This is a genomic window from Nonomuraea guangzhouensis, from assembly GCF_019396345.1.
GTDB lineage: Bacteria > Actinomycetota > Actinomycetes > Streptosporangiales > Streptosporangiaceae > Nonomuraea > Nonomuraea guangzhouensis.
Map to the genome: position 1 here is coordinate 114,887 of NZ_JAHKRM010000016.1, position 12,636 is coordinate 127,522.

14 protein-coding genes are annotated in these 12,636 nt (G+C 70.7%); 7 read left to right on the plus strand and 7 right to left on the minus strand.

What is annotated here, in order from left to right; genetic code table 11:
• The first annotated feature begins 46 nt into the window (after positions 1-46).
• Positions 47-937, plus strand: coding sequence for a hypothetical protein (locus KME78_RS31440; protein ID WP_219533006.1), 891 nt, complete (start codon positions 47-49; stop codon positions 935-937).
• Here KME78_RS31440 and KME78_RS31445 read toward each other — a convergent pair.
• Positions 909-1,430 (minus strand): gamma carbonic anhydrase family protein, encoded by a 522-nt coding sequence (locus KME78_RS31445; RefSeq protein ID WP_308127209.1) that lies wholly within the window; start codon positions 1,428-1,430, stop codon positions 909-911. The genes KME78_RS31440 and KME78_RS31445 overlap by 29 nt on opposite strands.
• Before the next feature lie 147 nt (positions 1,431-1,577).
• Between KME78_RS31445 and KME78_RS31450 the strand changes: the two genes are divergently transcribed.
• The gene (locus KME78_RS31450) at positions 1,578-2,648 is read left to right on the plus strand and encodes a hypothetical protein (protein WP_219533007.1); all 1,071 of its coding nucleotides are present in this window, start codon (positions 1,578-1,580) and stop codon (positions 2,646-2,648) included.
• 232 nt (positions 2,649-2,880) lie between these two features.
• On the opposite strand, the gene KME78_RS31455 is transcribed toward KME78_RS31450, so the two are convergent.
• The 4 genes from KME78_RS31455 to KME78_RS31470 form a co-directional block, all read right to left on the minus strand.
• Positions 2,881-3,120 (minus strand): hypothetical protein, encoded by a 240-nt coding sequence (locus tag KME78_RS31455; RefSeq protein ID WP_219533008.1) that lies wholly within the window; start codon positions 3,118-3,120, stop codon positions 2,881-2,883.
• 119 nt (positions 3,121-3,239) lie between these two features.
• A complete protein-coding gene (locus KME78_RS31460) occupies positions 3,240-3,992 on the minus strand; it encodes a GntR family transcriptional regulator (RefSeq protein ID WP_308127210.1) in 753 nt (250 codons plus the stop codon).
• A gap of 151 nt (positions 3,993-4,143) precedes the next feature.
• Positions 4,144-4,620 carry a VanZ family protein gene (locus KME78_RS31465; protein WP_219533009.1) on the minus strand — a complete coding sequence of 159 codons (477 nt, stop codon included), beginning with the start codon at positions 4,618-4,620 and terminating at the stop codon, positions 4,144-4,146.
• Positions 4,621-4,817: 197 nt separating this feature from the next.
• Complete coding sequence (locus KME78_RS31470; RefSeq protein WP_219533010.1) at positions 4,818-5,525, minus strand: dienelactone hydrolase family protein; 708 nt, start codon at positions 5,523-5,525, stop codon at positions 4,818-4,820.
• Between the two features lie 177 nt (positions 5,526-5,702).
• Between KME78_RS31470 and KME78_RS31475 the strand changes: the two genes are divergently transcribed.
• The 4 genes from KME78_RS31475 (at position 5,703) to KME78_RS31490 (ending at position 10,161) form a co-directional block, all read left to right on the plus strand.
• Entirely contained in the window at positions 5,703-6,500 is a 798-nt protein-coding gene (locus tag KME78_RS31475) for a 2-keto-4-pentenoate hydratase (protein ID WP_219533011.1), read from the plus strand.
• 37 nt (positions 6,501-6,537) lie between these two features.
• A complete protein-coding gene (locus KME78_RS31480) occupies positions 6,538-7,659 on the plus strand; it encodes an ABC transporter substrate-binding protein (protein WP_219533012.1) in 1,122 nt (373 codons plus the stop codon).
• 4 nt (positions 7,660-7,663) lie between these two features.
• A complete protein-coding gene (gene kynU, locus KME78_RS31485) occupies positions 7,664-8,860 on the plus strand; it encodes a kynureninase (protein WP_219533013.1) in 1,197 nt (398 codons plus the stop codon).
• A 122-nt stretch (positions 8,861-8,982) separates the two neighbouring features.
• The gene (locus tag KME78_RS31490) at positions 8,983-10,161 is read left to right on the plus strand and encodes a serine hydrolase domain-containing protein (RefSeq protein ID WP_219533014.1); all 1,179 of its coding nucleotides are present in this window, start codon (positions 8,983-8,985) and stop codon (positions 10,159-10,161) included.
• Positions 10,162-10,167: 6 nt separating this feature from the next.
• On the opposite strand, the gene KME78_RS31495 is transcribed toward KME78_RS31490, so the two are convergent.
• Together KME78_RS31495 and KME78_RS31500 are read right to left on the minus strand one after the other, a co-directional pair.
• Positions 10,168-10,542, minus strand: a complete 375-nt coding sequence (locus tag KME78_RS31495) for an MmcQ/YjbR family DNA-binding protein (protein WP_219533015.1) — start codon at positions 10,540-10,542, stop codon at positions 10,168-10,170.
• Positions 10,543-10,553: 11 nt separating this feature from the next.
• Entirely contained in the window at positions 10,554-11,597 is a 1,044-nt protein-coding gene (locus KME78_RS31500) for a DUF2293 domain-containing protein (RefSeq protein WP_219533016.1), read from the minus strand.
• Positions 11,598-11,699: 102 nt separating this feature from the next.
• Here KME78_RS31500 and KME78_RS31505 point away from each other — a divergent pair, with 102 nt between their 5' ends.
• Positions 11,700-12,572, plus strand: coding sequence for an FKBP-type peptidyl-prolyl cis-trans isomerase (locus KME78_RS31505; protein ID WP_219533017.1), 873 nt, complete (start codon positions 11,700-11,702; stop codon positions 12,570-12,572).
• Positions 12,573-12,636 lie beyond the last annotated feature (64 nt).

Consider the following 12,636-nt stretch of genomic DNA (forward strand, 5'->3'; position numbering starts at 1 on the left):
TCGACAATGGGCTTTACACGGCACAATGTCCGCTATGAGGGCAACAATGGCTGGGGTTCTGGCGGTGGTGGGCGTGCTCGCGGGGTGCGGTACGACGACCTCGGCGCGGCCGACCCCCACCGGCCCGGGCGTCATGACCCTGAAGGACGCGTTACCACCCGCGCCCGGTGGAGAGGTGGGTTCGGCGTCGGACGAGTTCGCCGCCGCCAGCGGTCTGTCGGTCTGGAGCAAGCTGAGCGACACCGAAAAGGACCTCGATCGGATCGCCAAACTCGACGTGAACACGACCGCGAAGGGCTCGTTATACCTGGAGCCCAAGGTTTCCGCGTGGTTCGACGGCTTCCGTGGCCCGTTCGTCTACCAGGAACTCGCCGGGGACATCGTCATGCACGCGCGGCTCAAGGTCGAGGGCAAGAAGGGCGCCAAGCCCACGCGGAAGTTCTCGCTCGGTGGCTTGATGGCCAGGGTGCCCAATTCGTACGCGAAGGCGAACTGGATGTCGGTCACCACCGGCACGGCCGACGAGAGCGGCCGGCTGGAGATGACGTACACCAGGGACGGCAGTTCGGGGCCGCACGAGATCACGATCAAGAGTGGCTGGGTGGAGCTCGTCCTGGCCAGGGTCGGGCGCCTCGCGGTGGCCCTGTACAAGGAGGACGGCGGCGCCTGGAAGGTCGGCGGGCGCTGGCCGTCGGAGCTGCCCGAGGTGCTGCAGTGGGGCATGACCGCCTACACCGACTGGGACAGCTACGGCGCGCTCAAGAAGGACCCCACCAAGGGCAACGCCAAACAGGTCAAAGGCACGCCCGACCTCAAGCTGACCGTTGACTTCGTCCGGTTTCTCCGGCCCGAGCTGCCCGACTACGCGGACCCGCTCAACACCGCGTCGGTGCCGGACGACGTCCTGATCAAAGTGGTGACGCCGTCCGGTGCCTGAGCGCCTTGGCCATGTACTTGTCCGGCGTGCTCGCGAAGCTCGCCCGGTCGTCGTCGGTGAGCTCACGCACGATCTTCCCCGGCACTCCGGCGACCAGCACCCCGGCCGGGATCTTCTTGCCCGGCCCGATCAGGGCGCCGGCCGCGACCAGAGTGCCCGCGCCGACGTGGGCGCCACCGAGCACGATCGCGCCGATGCCGATCAGCGCTCCGGACTCCACATGGGCGCCGTGCACCATGGCCTTGTGGCCGAGACTGACCCGGTCCTCCAAGATCGCCGGCTCGCCGGGGTCAGAATGGAGGCAGCACAGATCCTGTACGTTGCACTCTTCGCCGATCTCTATTCGCTCGTCGTCTCCCCGGAGAACGGAGCCGTACCAGATGCTGGACGCCCGGCCCACCCGCACCCTGCCCACCACGACGGCGCCTGGCGCGATGTAAGCCTCGGGATGAATGTCCGGCTCTGCCCCGTTGTCCAATGCAGCGATGTACACCTGTCACATGGTAATTCCCGGCCCAGGTCTGGTGTTCCGGTTGCGGACGTGGGCAGATGGCAGGAAAGTCGATTCCTGACGTCTCGACGCCAGACCCTTACAAGCTGCCGGTTTCCCCCGCCTCACGCAAACCCTTAGGTAACCCCCATGACAAACCAGCACGAGAGCATTCCCGATCTGATGCAAGAGGACACCTTCGAAGTCGTGATGCGCGGCTACAACCGCCGTCAGGTACACGACTACATGATCCGTACCCGTAACCAAGTCCGAGATCTGGAAGAGCGGCTGGCGCGGGCGATCGACCAGGCCGAGCAGGGCCGGGTCGAGCTGGCGGAGGCCAGACGGCGCATGGTGGAGGCGCCGCAGAGCTACGAGGACCTCAGCCCCAGGCTGGCGCAGATTCTCCGGCTGGGGGAAGAGGAAGCCGCCGCCAAGAAGGAGGACGCCGAGGCCGAGGCCGTCAGCGTGCGTGACGCCGCCAAGTCGGAGGCCGACCGGCTGGTCACCTCCGCGCGTGAGACGGCGGACAACATGCTGACCTCCGCTCAGTCGGAGGCCGAGCGGCGCGTGGGCGAGGCGACGGGGGCCGCCGAGCGCATGCTGGCTCAGGCGGGCGCCGACGCCGAGGAGAAGCTGACCAGTGCGCGCACGGAGGCGGAGGACACCGTACGCGAGGCGCGGGCCGAGGCCGACAGCGCGCTCACCTCCGCCAAGCAGGAGGCCGAGCAGCTCCTGGAGTCCGCCGGCTCGGAGGCCGAGCGGACCCTCGCGAGCGCTCGCGCCGAGGCCGACTCGACGCTCGAGTCGGCGCGGCAGCGGGTCGAGTCGCTCGACGAGCACGCGGGCCGGCGCGTCGAATACCTGAGCAACACGCACACCGAGGTCGTACGGAGGCTGACCGAGATCAGCTCCGTGCTCGGCGACCTCATGCAGACCGAGAGCAAGGCGGGCCCGCTCGTCATCGAGGCGGCTCCCACGCCCGAGCCCGCCTCTCTGGAGCCCGCTCCGCAGGACACCGTCGCTCTGGACGCCATCGCCCAGGACACCGTTGTCCAGGAGGCTGTCGTCGAGGAGCCGGAGCACCTGCCGACTCCGCAGGACGACGTGCGGGTCATCGTCGAGGACAACCCGGCCGAGCGGACGGCGGAGGTCGCGCGCCCCGTCTCCGACGACACGGACGTCGACATCATCGGCCGTCTGTCGGACGTCCGCCGCTGATCCGCAGGCCGTCAACAGACAGGCCCAGATAAGCAGGTGAGGGCCCCGCCCGATGTGGCGGGGCCCTTTCGCGTCCCACGGGCGGAAGCCCCCGCCCCCGATCGGGTCGGGGACTTCCGCGATCGCGGCCCCTATGGGGGCCCGGTGCCGGAGCCGCCGAGACGCTGGACCCGGCACCGGGCTGCTCGCGAGCGTCTGCGGCCTACCGCTGGAACGGTCCGCCGCGACGCGATCACGGAGGCGCCGGACCGGCTCGCGGCTCGTGCTCGCCGGCCCTGCTCTCCTGGTCCCGGAGTTGCTCGCGCAGGCCCTCCGGGTCGTCGGCGTCGATGGTCATCGCACACCCGGCATCGCGCTGCGCCGCGCTGAGCGGGTGATGTCGCGTGGCCCACCAACGGCCGGCGTCGCTCCGCCAGATGGTCCATCGCGCGAACTCCCGGGCGATGTCGGCTAGATGCCGGTCAAAGGACATCTGATCATCCCTCCGGGACCCACGCGAGGTTCCATCTCCTTGAAGGGTCCGTCACATCTCTAGAGAAGGCAATGATCGCAAGGGACAGGTCAACCTATCGCTTGACATTTCTGCTTGACCTAAGCGTCGAAGTCGTACTGGAGTACGTACGCCGCCGAGTCAAGGACCATCTCGTTGAGCTCGACGGGCACCCCCGTCGAGGTGTAGGCGGTCCGGGTGATCACGATCACCGGAGTGCCGCCGGGCAGGTCGAGCAGCCCGGTCTCGCGCGGTCCCGGCATCCTGGCCCGTACCTCCTCGGTGAAGTGGGCGGGCGACAGGCCGAGATCGCGCAGCCTCGCGTACACGCCGCCCGGTCCCGTGTCGGGGGAGGTGATGGCGCTGCCCTCGACCAGGCGGGCGGGGAAGTAGGACGTGGCGAGCTGCACGGGCCGGGCGTCGACCGAGTAGCGGCGCCGCCGTACCCATACCTCGCCGCTGTCGAGGACGCCCGCGACCTCCTCGGCCGCCCGCTCGCGCGCCACCTCCACCTCGTCCACGGTGAAGGGGCGGCCACGGGTGTCGGCGTCCCAGATGGGGTGCCCCTGACCCCACTGCTCGCGGGAGAGCCGGCGTGAGCCGTGCCGTCGGATCGGTTTGAACAGTCGCACGTAGACCCCCGAGCCTCGCTTCGGTACCGCCAGCCCCTCGTTGATCAGTACGGCGAGCGCCTGCCTGGCGGTGGCGCGGGCGATCCCGTAGTCGGCCATGAGCGCGTTCTCGCCCGGTAGCCGATCCCCGTCGCGCAGTTCGCCGGACAGGATCCGGGAGCGGAGACCGTCGGCGATGCGTCGATAGATCGGAGAATCATGGGGAACCGGGACTTCAGACACGTTCGACCACCCTCTGTCACCAACCGGGTTTGGCGTCTCCAGAGAACTTGCCCCGTCTTGTCCACGATCGCACAGATACGGGGGATGGTCGCGAGCTTCTTTTGAGCGCATCATGCCTGTGTGCTGAAGTCGGCCGGGTTTCAGCAGGCCGTTATCGTGGAACGGTCCCAGCCGCTACTCGGCTCGCCCACCAGCGGCGAGTAATCAGCGCGGCGAGCACGGCGCCCGAGGTGTTGACTATCACGTCGTCGATCGACGAGAGACGGCCCAGCCGCAGGACGTACTGGAGCGCCTCCACGGTGACCGAGGCGGCGGCCGCGACGGCGGCGACGCGGGCCGTCGAGGCCAGCCGCGCGGTGCGTACGGGCAGCAGCGCGCCGAGCGCCGCGAAGACCAGCAGATTGCCCCCCACCTGCACCAACACGGTCTCCCAAGGCGCATTGACCACGTCGATGAGGTCGCTGAACGGCACGACGCTGACCCCGGCAGGACCCCCTGCCGGAGTGAGGATCATCCACACCCATGGCGCGGTGCCGACGGCGATGCCGACATCGGCCAGGGCGGTGCGGAGGGGTGCCGGATGGCCGGCTCGGGCGCGGTGACGGGCGAGGAGCAAGATTGCCAGCACGGCCAGCGGCAGCGCAAAAGTACCAGCAATAATGACGTTTCCCCATAAATCCCACGTCCGAGCCATCGGACCATGATGGCGGCCGTCCAGTGGTACGGGAAGCTGTCCCTCCGGACAGGTACCAACGGGGCGCCGCGCGGGTGGGCGATCCGGCTACGCGGGCGGCCCGGTGGATGCCCGGCCGCGCGGGCGGGCGGCTACGGGCGCGCGGGCAGGTGCTCGGCGAGGAAGTCGCGCGCGACCCGCCAGGCTCGCGCGGCGGGCTCCGGCTGGTGGAACATCGGCGACTCGCTGTTGTGGAAGGCGTGCCCGGCCTCCTCCTCGACGTGCATCAGCACGTTGTCCCGCCCCGCCGCGGCCTGCTCGACCGCGGCCACCTGGTCACGCGGGATGTACGGATCGCTGCCACCGAACACCAGCAGCAGCGGCGAGCCGATGCGCTCCATCAGCCCGGCCGCCTCGGGCACCGCCGAGCCGTAGAAGGCCAGCACGGCGCCGAGCTCGGTCTGGGTGGCCAGCAGGTACGCCAGCGACCCGCCCAGGCAGAACCCGAGCGCCCCGACCCCATCGGTCACCTCGGGCAGCTCGCCCAGGTGCGCCAGGGTGAGCGCGCAGTCGGCCACGGCCTGCGGGACGTCGAAACGGCCGGCCAGCTCGATCGAGGCGGCCGTGCCCTCGGGCGTGTGCTCGCCGACCCAGTTGGGCTGGAGCCGCCAGAACAGGTCGGGCGCGGCCACGACGTAGCCGAGCGCGGCCAGTTCTTCGGCCACCTTCACGATGTACGGCCCGACGCCGTAGATCTCCTGGATGAGCAGGATGCCGGGGCCCGGGCCGGTGTCGGGGAGCCAGACATGAACGTCGAAGGAGCCGTCGTGGGCCGCGATGCGGTCGATGCGCTTCTGCATGTAGTCCAGGATGGCGATCGGCGGCCGTCCGCGCATGGATGGCCGGCCGGTCGGCACAGAGCCGGCACAGATCGGGTACGTACGGCATGGCGCGTGAAGCCATCGGAAGAGACGATGTCAGGGACGTTCCCGGTCCACTCCCACCTACGACGATCACGATGAAGCTGGAGCAGCCTGATGCATGACGAATGGTCAGAGGCGGTAGACGCCCGCGTCCACGCCGCGGACCGGTTGGCCGAGGCCGTGCGCTTGGGCAAGCCGTGCGCTCCCGTCAGGGACATGATCAGCACCGCGGCCGAGGGCTACGCCGTACAGAAGATCCACACGCGGCGGGCGCTGGACGAGGGGCGGCGGCTGGTCGGCAAAAAGATCGGCCTCACCAACCCGCTGGTGCAGAAGAAGTTCGGAATCGACGAACCCGACTACGGCATGCTTTTCGCGGATATGTCGTACCTCGATGGGCTTCCTGTGCCGGTGGAGAGGTTCCTGCAGCCGCGCGCCGAGGCGGAGGTCGCGCTCGTGTTCGGCCACGACCTGATCGGCGGGCCTTTCACCGTGGCGGACGTGATCAGGGCGGTGGAGTTCGCGCTGCCCGCCATCGAGATCGCGGACTCGCGCATCGCCGACTGGGACATCACGATCGCCGACACGATCGCCGACAACGCCTCCGCGGGCGCGTTCGTGCTGGGCAGCACGCCTTCCTCGCTCATGGGCCTGGACCTGCGGCGGGCCGCGATGACGATGACACGGCGCGGCCAGGAGGTCTCGACCGGCTCGGGTGCCGCTTGCCTGGGCCATCCGCTCAACGCGGCCGTGTGGCTGGCGGGCCGGCTCGGCCGGACCGACTACCCGCTGCGGGCAGGAGACGTGGTCCTCACCGGCTCGCTCGGGCCCGTGGTGCCGATCGAGCCGGGCGACGACTTCGAGGCGCACATCGACGGTCTGGGGTCGGTGCGGGCGGTGTTCGCGCCATGAAGCCAGGTGGGGCGGGACCCACCCGCCGATCGTCGCGATGATCCCCATGCGCGGGCCGGTGCTCGGACTGGTGGTGGTGCTGATCGCCGCGGGCTGTGGTGTCTCGCCCGCGGCGGAGACGGAGCCGGATCCCACGCTCAGGGTCGGCGCGATCATCTCGCAGACCGGCGTCTACGCCACGCTCGGCGACGACATGGAGGCGGCCATGCACCTCTACCTGGAGGAGCACGGCGGCCGCCTGGGCGGCAGACCGGCCGAGCTGATCGTCGCCGACGACGCGGGCAACCCCGAGAAGGGGCAGCAGCAGGCCAGGTCGCTCATCGCACGCGAGCGGGTGAATGTGATCACCGGCCTGATCTCCTCGCCGGTCGCGGTGTCGGTGGTCAAGGAGGCTGTCGGCACGCCGGTGGTGATCGCGAACGCCGGCGCCGACGAACTGGGCGGGCCCGGCGTCTTCCGGGTGTCGTTCACCAACCACGAGCACGGCTACGCGGCGGGCAGGTACGCCGCCGAGCGGTACGGCAAGGCGGGGGTCGTGCTGATGGCCTCCGACTACTCGGGGGGCACCGAGACGCTCGACGGCTTCACCCAGGGGTACGGCGTCAAGCCGCTCAAACGCATCCTCACGCCGTACGGGAAGTCCGAGGACCTGGAGCCCTACCTCAAGCAGATCCCGCCGGACGCCAAGCTCCTGTACGCCTTCTACGCGGGCGGTGAGGCGGTCACGTTCGCCAAGGCCTTCAAGCAGCTCGGCTACGACACCAAGATCGAGCTGCTGACCTGCCAGAACCTCACCGACGAAGACGTGCTCGAAGCCATCGGGACCGACGCCGAGGGGATCACCAGCGTCGGCCTCTACTCACCGGCGCTCACCACCCCCGAGAACGCCGCGTTCGTCGCCGGGTGGAAGGCCAAGACGGGCCGGAACCCGTCGGCCGTGGCGCTGCAGAGCTGGGACGCCATGCAGCTCATCGACCGGGCGGCCGGGCTGGGCGGCGACCTGTCCGCGGCGCTCGGCCGGGTGGGCGACCTGGCCAGCCCGCGCGGCACGTTCCGGCTCGACCCCACGACGCACAACCCGGTACAGAACTGGTACGCCCGTAAGTATCAGAATGGCGTGAACGGGGTTATCGCCACGATTCCCCCAGAAAGGAAGTAGCCGCATGCTGGATCGCGACCACTGCCTCGCCCTGGACGCCGGGGATCCGCTGAGGGACTTCCGGGACGAGTTCGTGCTGCCCGAGGGCGTCGTCTACCTGGTGGGCAACTCGCTCGGCGCGCTGCCTCGCCGTACCGCCGAACGGGTGCGGCAGGCGGTCGAGGACGAGTGGGGCGGGCAGCTCGTCGGCGGGTGGAACCTGGCGGGATGGTACGAGCAGCCGCTGACCACGGGTGACCGGCTGGCCCCGCTCATCGGCGCGGGCCCCGGCCAGGTCGTGGTGGGCAACACCACGTCGATCGCCGTCTACCAGACGGTCGCGGCCGCGGCGCGGCTGCGGCCCGACCGGCGGGTGATCGTCTCCGACGTGCGCAACTTCCCCACCGACCACTACATGGTCCAGGGGCTGGCCGGGCTGCTGGGCGGCTACGAGGTCCGCGACTTCGCCGAGGGGCGCTTCGACGACGCGGCCGTGGTGCTGCTGTCCGAGGTCGACTACCGCACCGGCGCCCGCCACGACGTGCCGGCGGTGACCGCGCGGGTGCAGGCGGCGGGGGCGCTGATGGTCTGGGACGTGTGCCACAGCGTCGGCGCCATGGAGGTGGACGTCTCGATGGCCGACTTCGCGGTCGGCTGCACGTACAAGTACCTCAACGCGGGTCCCGGCGCGCCCGCGTTCCTCTACGTCAACCCGCGCCACCTGGCCGCCGCCGAGAACGTTCTGCCCGGCTGGCACGGCCACGCGGAGCCGTTCGCGTTCGAGCCCGGGTTCCGGCCGGCCGAGGGGATCAGGCGGTTCGCGGTCGGCACGCCGCACGTGCTGTCGTTCGCGGCGCTGGAGGCGGCGCTCGACGTGTGGGAGCGGGTGTCGATGCGCCAGGTCCGGGCCAAGAGCGTCGCGCTGACCTCGCTCTTCATCGACCTGGTCGGTGACGCCCTGGAGCTCGCCTCGCCGCTCGACGCCGCCGACCGGGGCAGCCAGGTGAGCCTCTACCACCCCGACGGCTACCCGGTGATGCGCGCGCTCATCGACCGCGGCGTGCACGGCGACTTCCGCGCGCCCGACATCCTCCGCTTCGGCTTCGCGCCGCTGTACACGCGGTTCGTGGACGTGCACGACGCCGCCGCCGTCCTGGCCGAGGTGCTGGAGAAGGAGCTCTGGCGGGAGGAGAAGTACGCCCGGCGGCTCGCGGTCACCTGAGCGACCGAGTGCCTCCCTCGCAGGAGGGAGACGGAAGATCGCCTGCAGCGGCGATCCGGGTGGGGCGCGTGATCGACAGGATTGAGGCAGTTGAACATCCCGCCTCTCACCTGGAGTTTTCCATGAAGCGCGCTTATGTCGCCGGTCTCGTCCTCGCCCTCTCGGTCGCCGCCACCGCCCAGGCCGCCACCGCCCAGGCCACGACGGCGCACGCCGTTGATGTCGAGGTGCCGCCGATCAACGCGGCCGCGCTGCGGAAGAGCATCGAGGGCCTGCCCGCCGCCGACGCCACCGCGGCGGACGTGCGGGTGAGCGGCTCGACGGGCTCGTGGCAGGGCGTGTCCGGCGTGACCGATCTGCGGACGAAGCGGCCCGCCAAGGCCGGGGCACGGTTCCGGGCGGGCAGCGTCACCAAGGCCTTCACCGTGTCGGTGGTGCTCCAGCTCGTCGCCGAGGGCAAGCTGTCACTCGACGGCACGGTCCAGGAGTACCTGCCCGGCCTGCTGCCGGCCGACTACCCGGCCGTCAAGGTCGGCCAGCTGCTCAACCACACCAGCGGGCTGCCCGCGCCCCAGGTGAGCGATGACTTCGCGGACATCTACGCCACCCGGTTCCAGAAGTGGACGCCCAAGGAGTACGTCGCCAAGGCGGTGGAGAACCCGATCGAGTTCACCCCCGGCACCCAGCAGCACTACCTCAACACCAACACGTTCGTCGCCGGCCTGCTCATCGAGAAGGTCACCGGGCGTTCCTACGAGCACGAGGTGACCAGCAGGATCCTGCGGCCCGTCGGCATGACCGACAGCTACCTGCCGGGCACCTCGGTCCGCATCCGCGGCCGGCACAACCAGGGCTACCAGACCGTCCCACAGGGCTTCCCCGACGCGGTCAAGTACGGCGAGGGCTACGTGGTGAACATGACCGAGGCGAGCGTCACCTCCACCTGGGCCTCGGGCGACCTCATCTCCACGACCGCCGACCTGGAGAAGTTCGTCAAGGCGCTCTTCGGCGGCAAGGTCGTGCCCGCCGCGCAGCTGGAGCCGATGTTCACGGTGCCGCCGGTGAAGGCGTACGGCGGTAAGGGCGATGCCGTCTACACCTCGGGCCTTGCCAGGATGGAGCTGCCCGGCGGCCTCGTGGCGTACGGCAAGACCGGCGCCCGGTGGGGCAGCGCGGCCGGCATCGGGGCCACCCGTGACCTGAGCCGCACGGTGGTCTACTCGGTCAACTCCACCGACGCCAAGAGCTCCGGCCAGAACCAGCGCACCCTCGCCATCGCCCTGGCCGCCTTCGCGAAGTGAACCCGGCTACGATCCGCCGTCCAGCAGCTTGATCGCCCGCTTCGGCGCGATCGCCCGGTAGCTCTCCTCCACCCAGTCGATCAGCACCTCGGTCTCGGGCAGCTCGGCCAGGAACGGCACCGTCACCCACCCGGCCTTGCCCAGCCCGTGGCTGGTGGGCGCGGCCCCTTCGACGGTCAGCGCGTGGCCGCGCGCCTCGGACAGCAGCTTCACGGAGAACGACGGGTCCCACTTCTCGGTCCGCTCCTCCATGCCGAGGAAGATGAACACCTTCTTGTTCACCTTGATGACCGTCTCGCCCCACGGGTGGTCCTCGTGGGACTCCGGCAGCCCGAGGGCGAACACCCGCAGTCGCTCTCGTACGTCGTGCCAGTCATCCATGCCTTCGGACGCTATCGAACGCGCCGGAACTCGGCCAGCTTGGCGTCGATCCGGTCCCTGATCAGGTCGCGGGCCTCCATGCGCGGCACCCCCGACATGAGCAGCCGGTCGTAGTCGGTGTCGAGGTGGCGGATGGAGGCCACCACGGCCAGCGTGATCGCGTTCTCGTCGAGCGCCCTGGCCGCCGCCGAGCGCCCGACCCGGCCGCTGCCGCGCTGGCCGGCGTGGGCGGCCACCTCCTGGGCCCGCTCGGCCGGGCAGCCGGGGAAGAGCCTGGTGATCTCGGCCGCCATCCGGGTCTGGTAGTCGACGTCCTGGTCCGCCCGGCGCTCCCGGTCGCGCTCGCGGCGGCGCAGCCGCACCTCCTCGTCGGCCAGGCACCGCTCCTCCGCCGCCGCCATCGCGTGCTCCTCGACCAGCAGCCCCTGGCGCTGGTAGACCTTGCGCCGCCGGTTGAACTGGACGACCACCGCCGACAGGCCGCTCTCCTGCTTCGCCCGGCGGCTGAGCGCCGCGTTGCCCGCCGGCAGGAAGACCAGGTGGTCCATGTCGGCGCAGGTCAGGCAGTGGGACACGTCCTCTTCCATGATCAGGTAAGGGCCGGTGTCGCCGCAGGTCGCGCACGTCCAGGCGTTGAGCGGGGCCACCACCACCAGGTCGGGTGCCTTGCTCTGCCGCTCGGTGAGCTGCCGCACCCGGGCCTCGCTGAGGTCGGGGGACAGCCAGTGGACGCGGAACGCCTCCTGCGCGTGGTCGGCGGTGAAGCGCAGCTCGCGGCGGTCGCGGCTGCCGGAGACGTAGGGGGTCTCCACCGGCCGCAGGCCCTTGGCGGTCGCCCAGTCCTTCAGCAGCGCGGCGGCCGTGAGCAGCCGGTCGTCGTCGACGGGCGCCAGCTCGGCCAGCGTGGCGGCGCGGCCCTGCCGCCAGGTGTCGACGTGCCGCGAGTGCACCCAGCGCAGGCCGGTCACCACGTCGATGAACGTCACGTACTTGCGGTTGGCCAGCGCGATCTCGGCGGCGTCCGCGACCCTGCGGGCCAGATTCGGCTTGCTCATCGCCCCAGTCTCTCGTGCCTTTGCCGGGAGATGACGCGGTCGGACGCATTCCTTGCGCCGGTCGCGGTAAGTAATCCGGCGGATCAGGATATTGGGGGAATCGTGCGCCTGCTCTGGCTCGCCGTGCTCGGGCTCCTCACCGCATGCGGCCTGACCGGACAGGACCGGCTGCCGGTCGTGACGGGCGCCTTCGGCGACCGGCCGGTCATCATGATCCCGGACGGCGAGCCGGATCGCGTGCCCCGGGTGACGGTGCTGTCGACGGGCAGCGGGCGGCGGACCATGCCGGGTGACGTGGTGCTGGCGGACGTCGAGGTCCGCGGGTGGTCGGGCAACCGGCCGTACGTGAGCACGTACGACACCCAGCGGCCGGCCAAGGTCGTCTTCGACGGCCGGCACGCGCCGGACTCCTGGCGCGAGGCGCTCATCGGCCGGTCGGCGGGCAGCCGCGTCATGCTCGTCGCCCCCGCGACCCAGGCATACGGCCCGGGGCTGCCGCTCGGCGGGGCCGGCCCGGCTCAGGCGGACGGCCCAGGACTGCCGCTGGACGGCGCTCGCCCGGCTCAGGCGGATGGCCCGGGGCCGCCGGTCGGCGGGGCTCGGCCGGCCGGGACGCTGGTGCTGGTCTTCGACGTCCTCGGCGGCTACCCGCCGGACGCCCGCGTCGTCGGGGGGCCTTCGCCGGACGTGCCCGCCGACCGTTCGCCCCACGTTCTCATCGGCGGCTCCGGCCCTCAGGTGCGGGCGGGCTCCAAGGTCATCGTCCAGTACGTCATGGCGGAGTGGCCGGGCCGCCGGGTCGTGGACTCGTCGTACCGTCGCGGCGGCCCCAGCGCCTTCACCCTCGGGCCACGGGCGGCGCCGCCCGGCTGGGTGGCGGGTCTGGCCGGCCAGCGCGTGGGCGCCCGGGTGGCCTTCCCCGCCGGGGTGGGCCGGTCCCTGCTGTACGTCGTCGACATCGTGGACGTGCTCTGACCAACAAAAAGCGGCCCTGACACCGGAGGGTGGTGTCAGGGCCGCGCACTTCAGCCGAGGGGGA

What these genes read in the sequence shown, in the direction of transcription:
- KME78_RS31440 (WP_219533006.1), top strand. Translation starts at nt 47, where the DNA reads ATGGCTGGGGTTCTGGCGGTGGTGGGCGTGCTCGCGGGGTGCGGTACG.
- KME78_RS31450 (WP_219533007.1), top strand. Translation starts at nt 1,578, where the DNA reads ATGACAAACCAGCACGAGAGCATTCCCGATCTGATGCAAGAGGACACC.
- KME78_RS31455 (WP_219533008.1), bottom strand. Translation starts at nt 3,120, where the DNA reads ATGTCCTTTGACCGGCATCTAGCCGACATCGCCCGGGAGTTCGCGCGA.
- KME78_RS31470 (WP_219533010.1), bottom strand. Translation starts at nt 5,525, where the DNA reads ATGCAGAAGCGCATCGACCGCATCGCGGCCCACGACGGCTCCTTCGAC.
- KME78_RS31475 (WP_219533011.1), top strand. Translation starts at nt 5,703, where the DNA reads ATGCATGACGAATGGTCAGAGGCGGTAGACGCCCGCGTCCACGCCGCG.
- KME78_RS31480 (WP_219533012.1), top strand. Translation starts at nt 6,538, where the DNA reads ATGATCCCCATGCGCGGGCCGGTGCTCGGACTGGTGGTGGTGCTGATC.
- kynU (WP_219533013.1), top strand. Translation starts at nt 7,664, where the DNA reads ATGCTGGATCGCGACCACTGCCTCGCCCTGGACGCCGGGGATCCGCTG.
- KME78_RS31490 (WP_219533014.1), top strand. Translation starts at nt 8,983, where the DNA reads ATGAAGCGCGCTTATGTCGCCGGTCTCGTCCTCGCCCTCTCGGTCGCC.
- KME78_RS31495 (WP_219533015.1), bottom strand. Translation starts at nt 10,542, where the DNA reads ATGGATGACTGGCACGACGTACGAGAGCGACTGCGGGTGTTCGCCCTC.
- KME78_RS31500 (WP_219533016.1), bottom strand. Translation starts at nt 11,597, where the DNA reads ATGAGCAAGCCGAATCTGGCCCGCAGGGTCGCGGACGCCGCCGAGATC.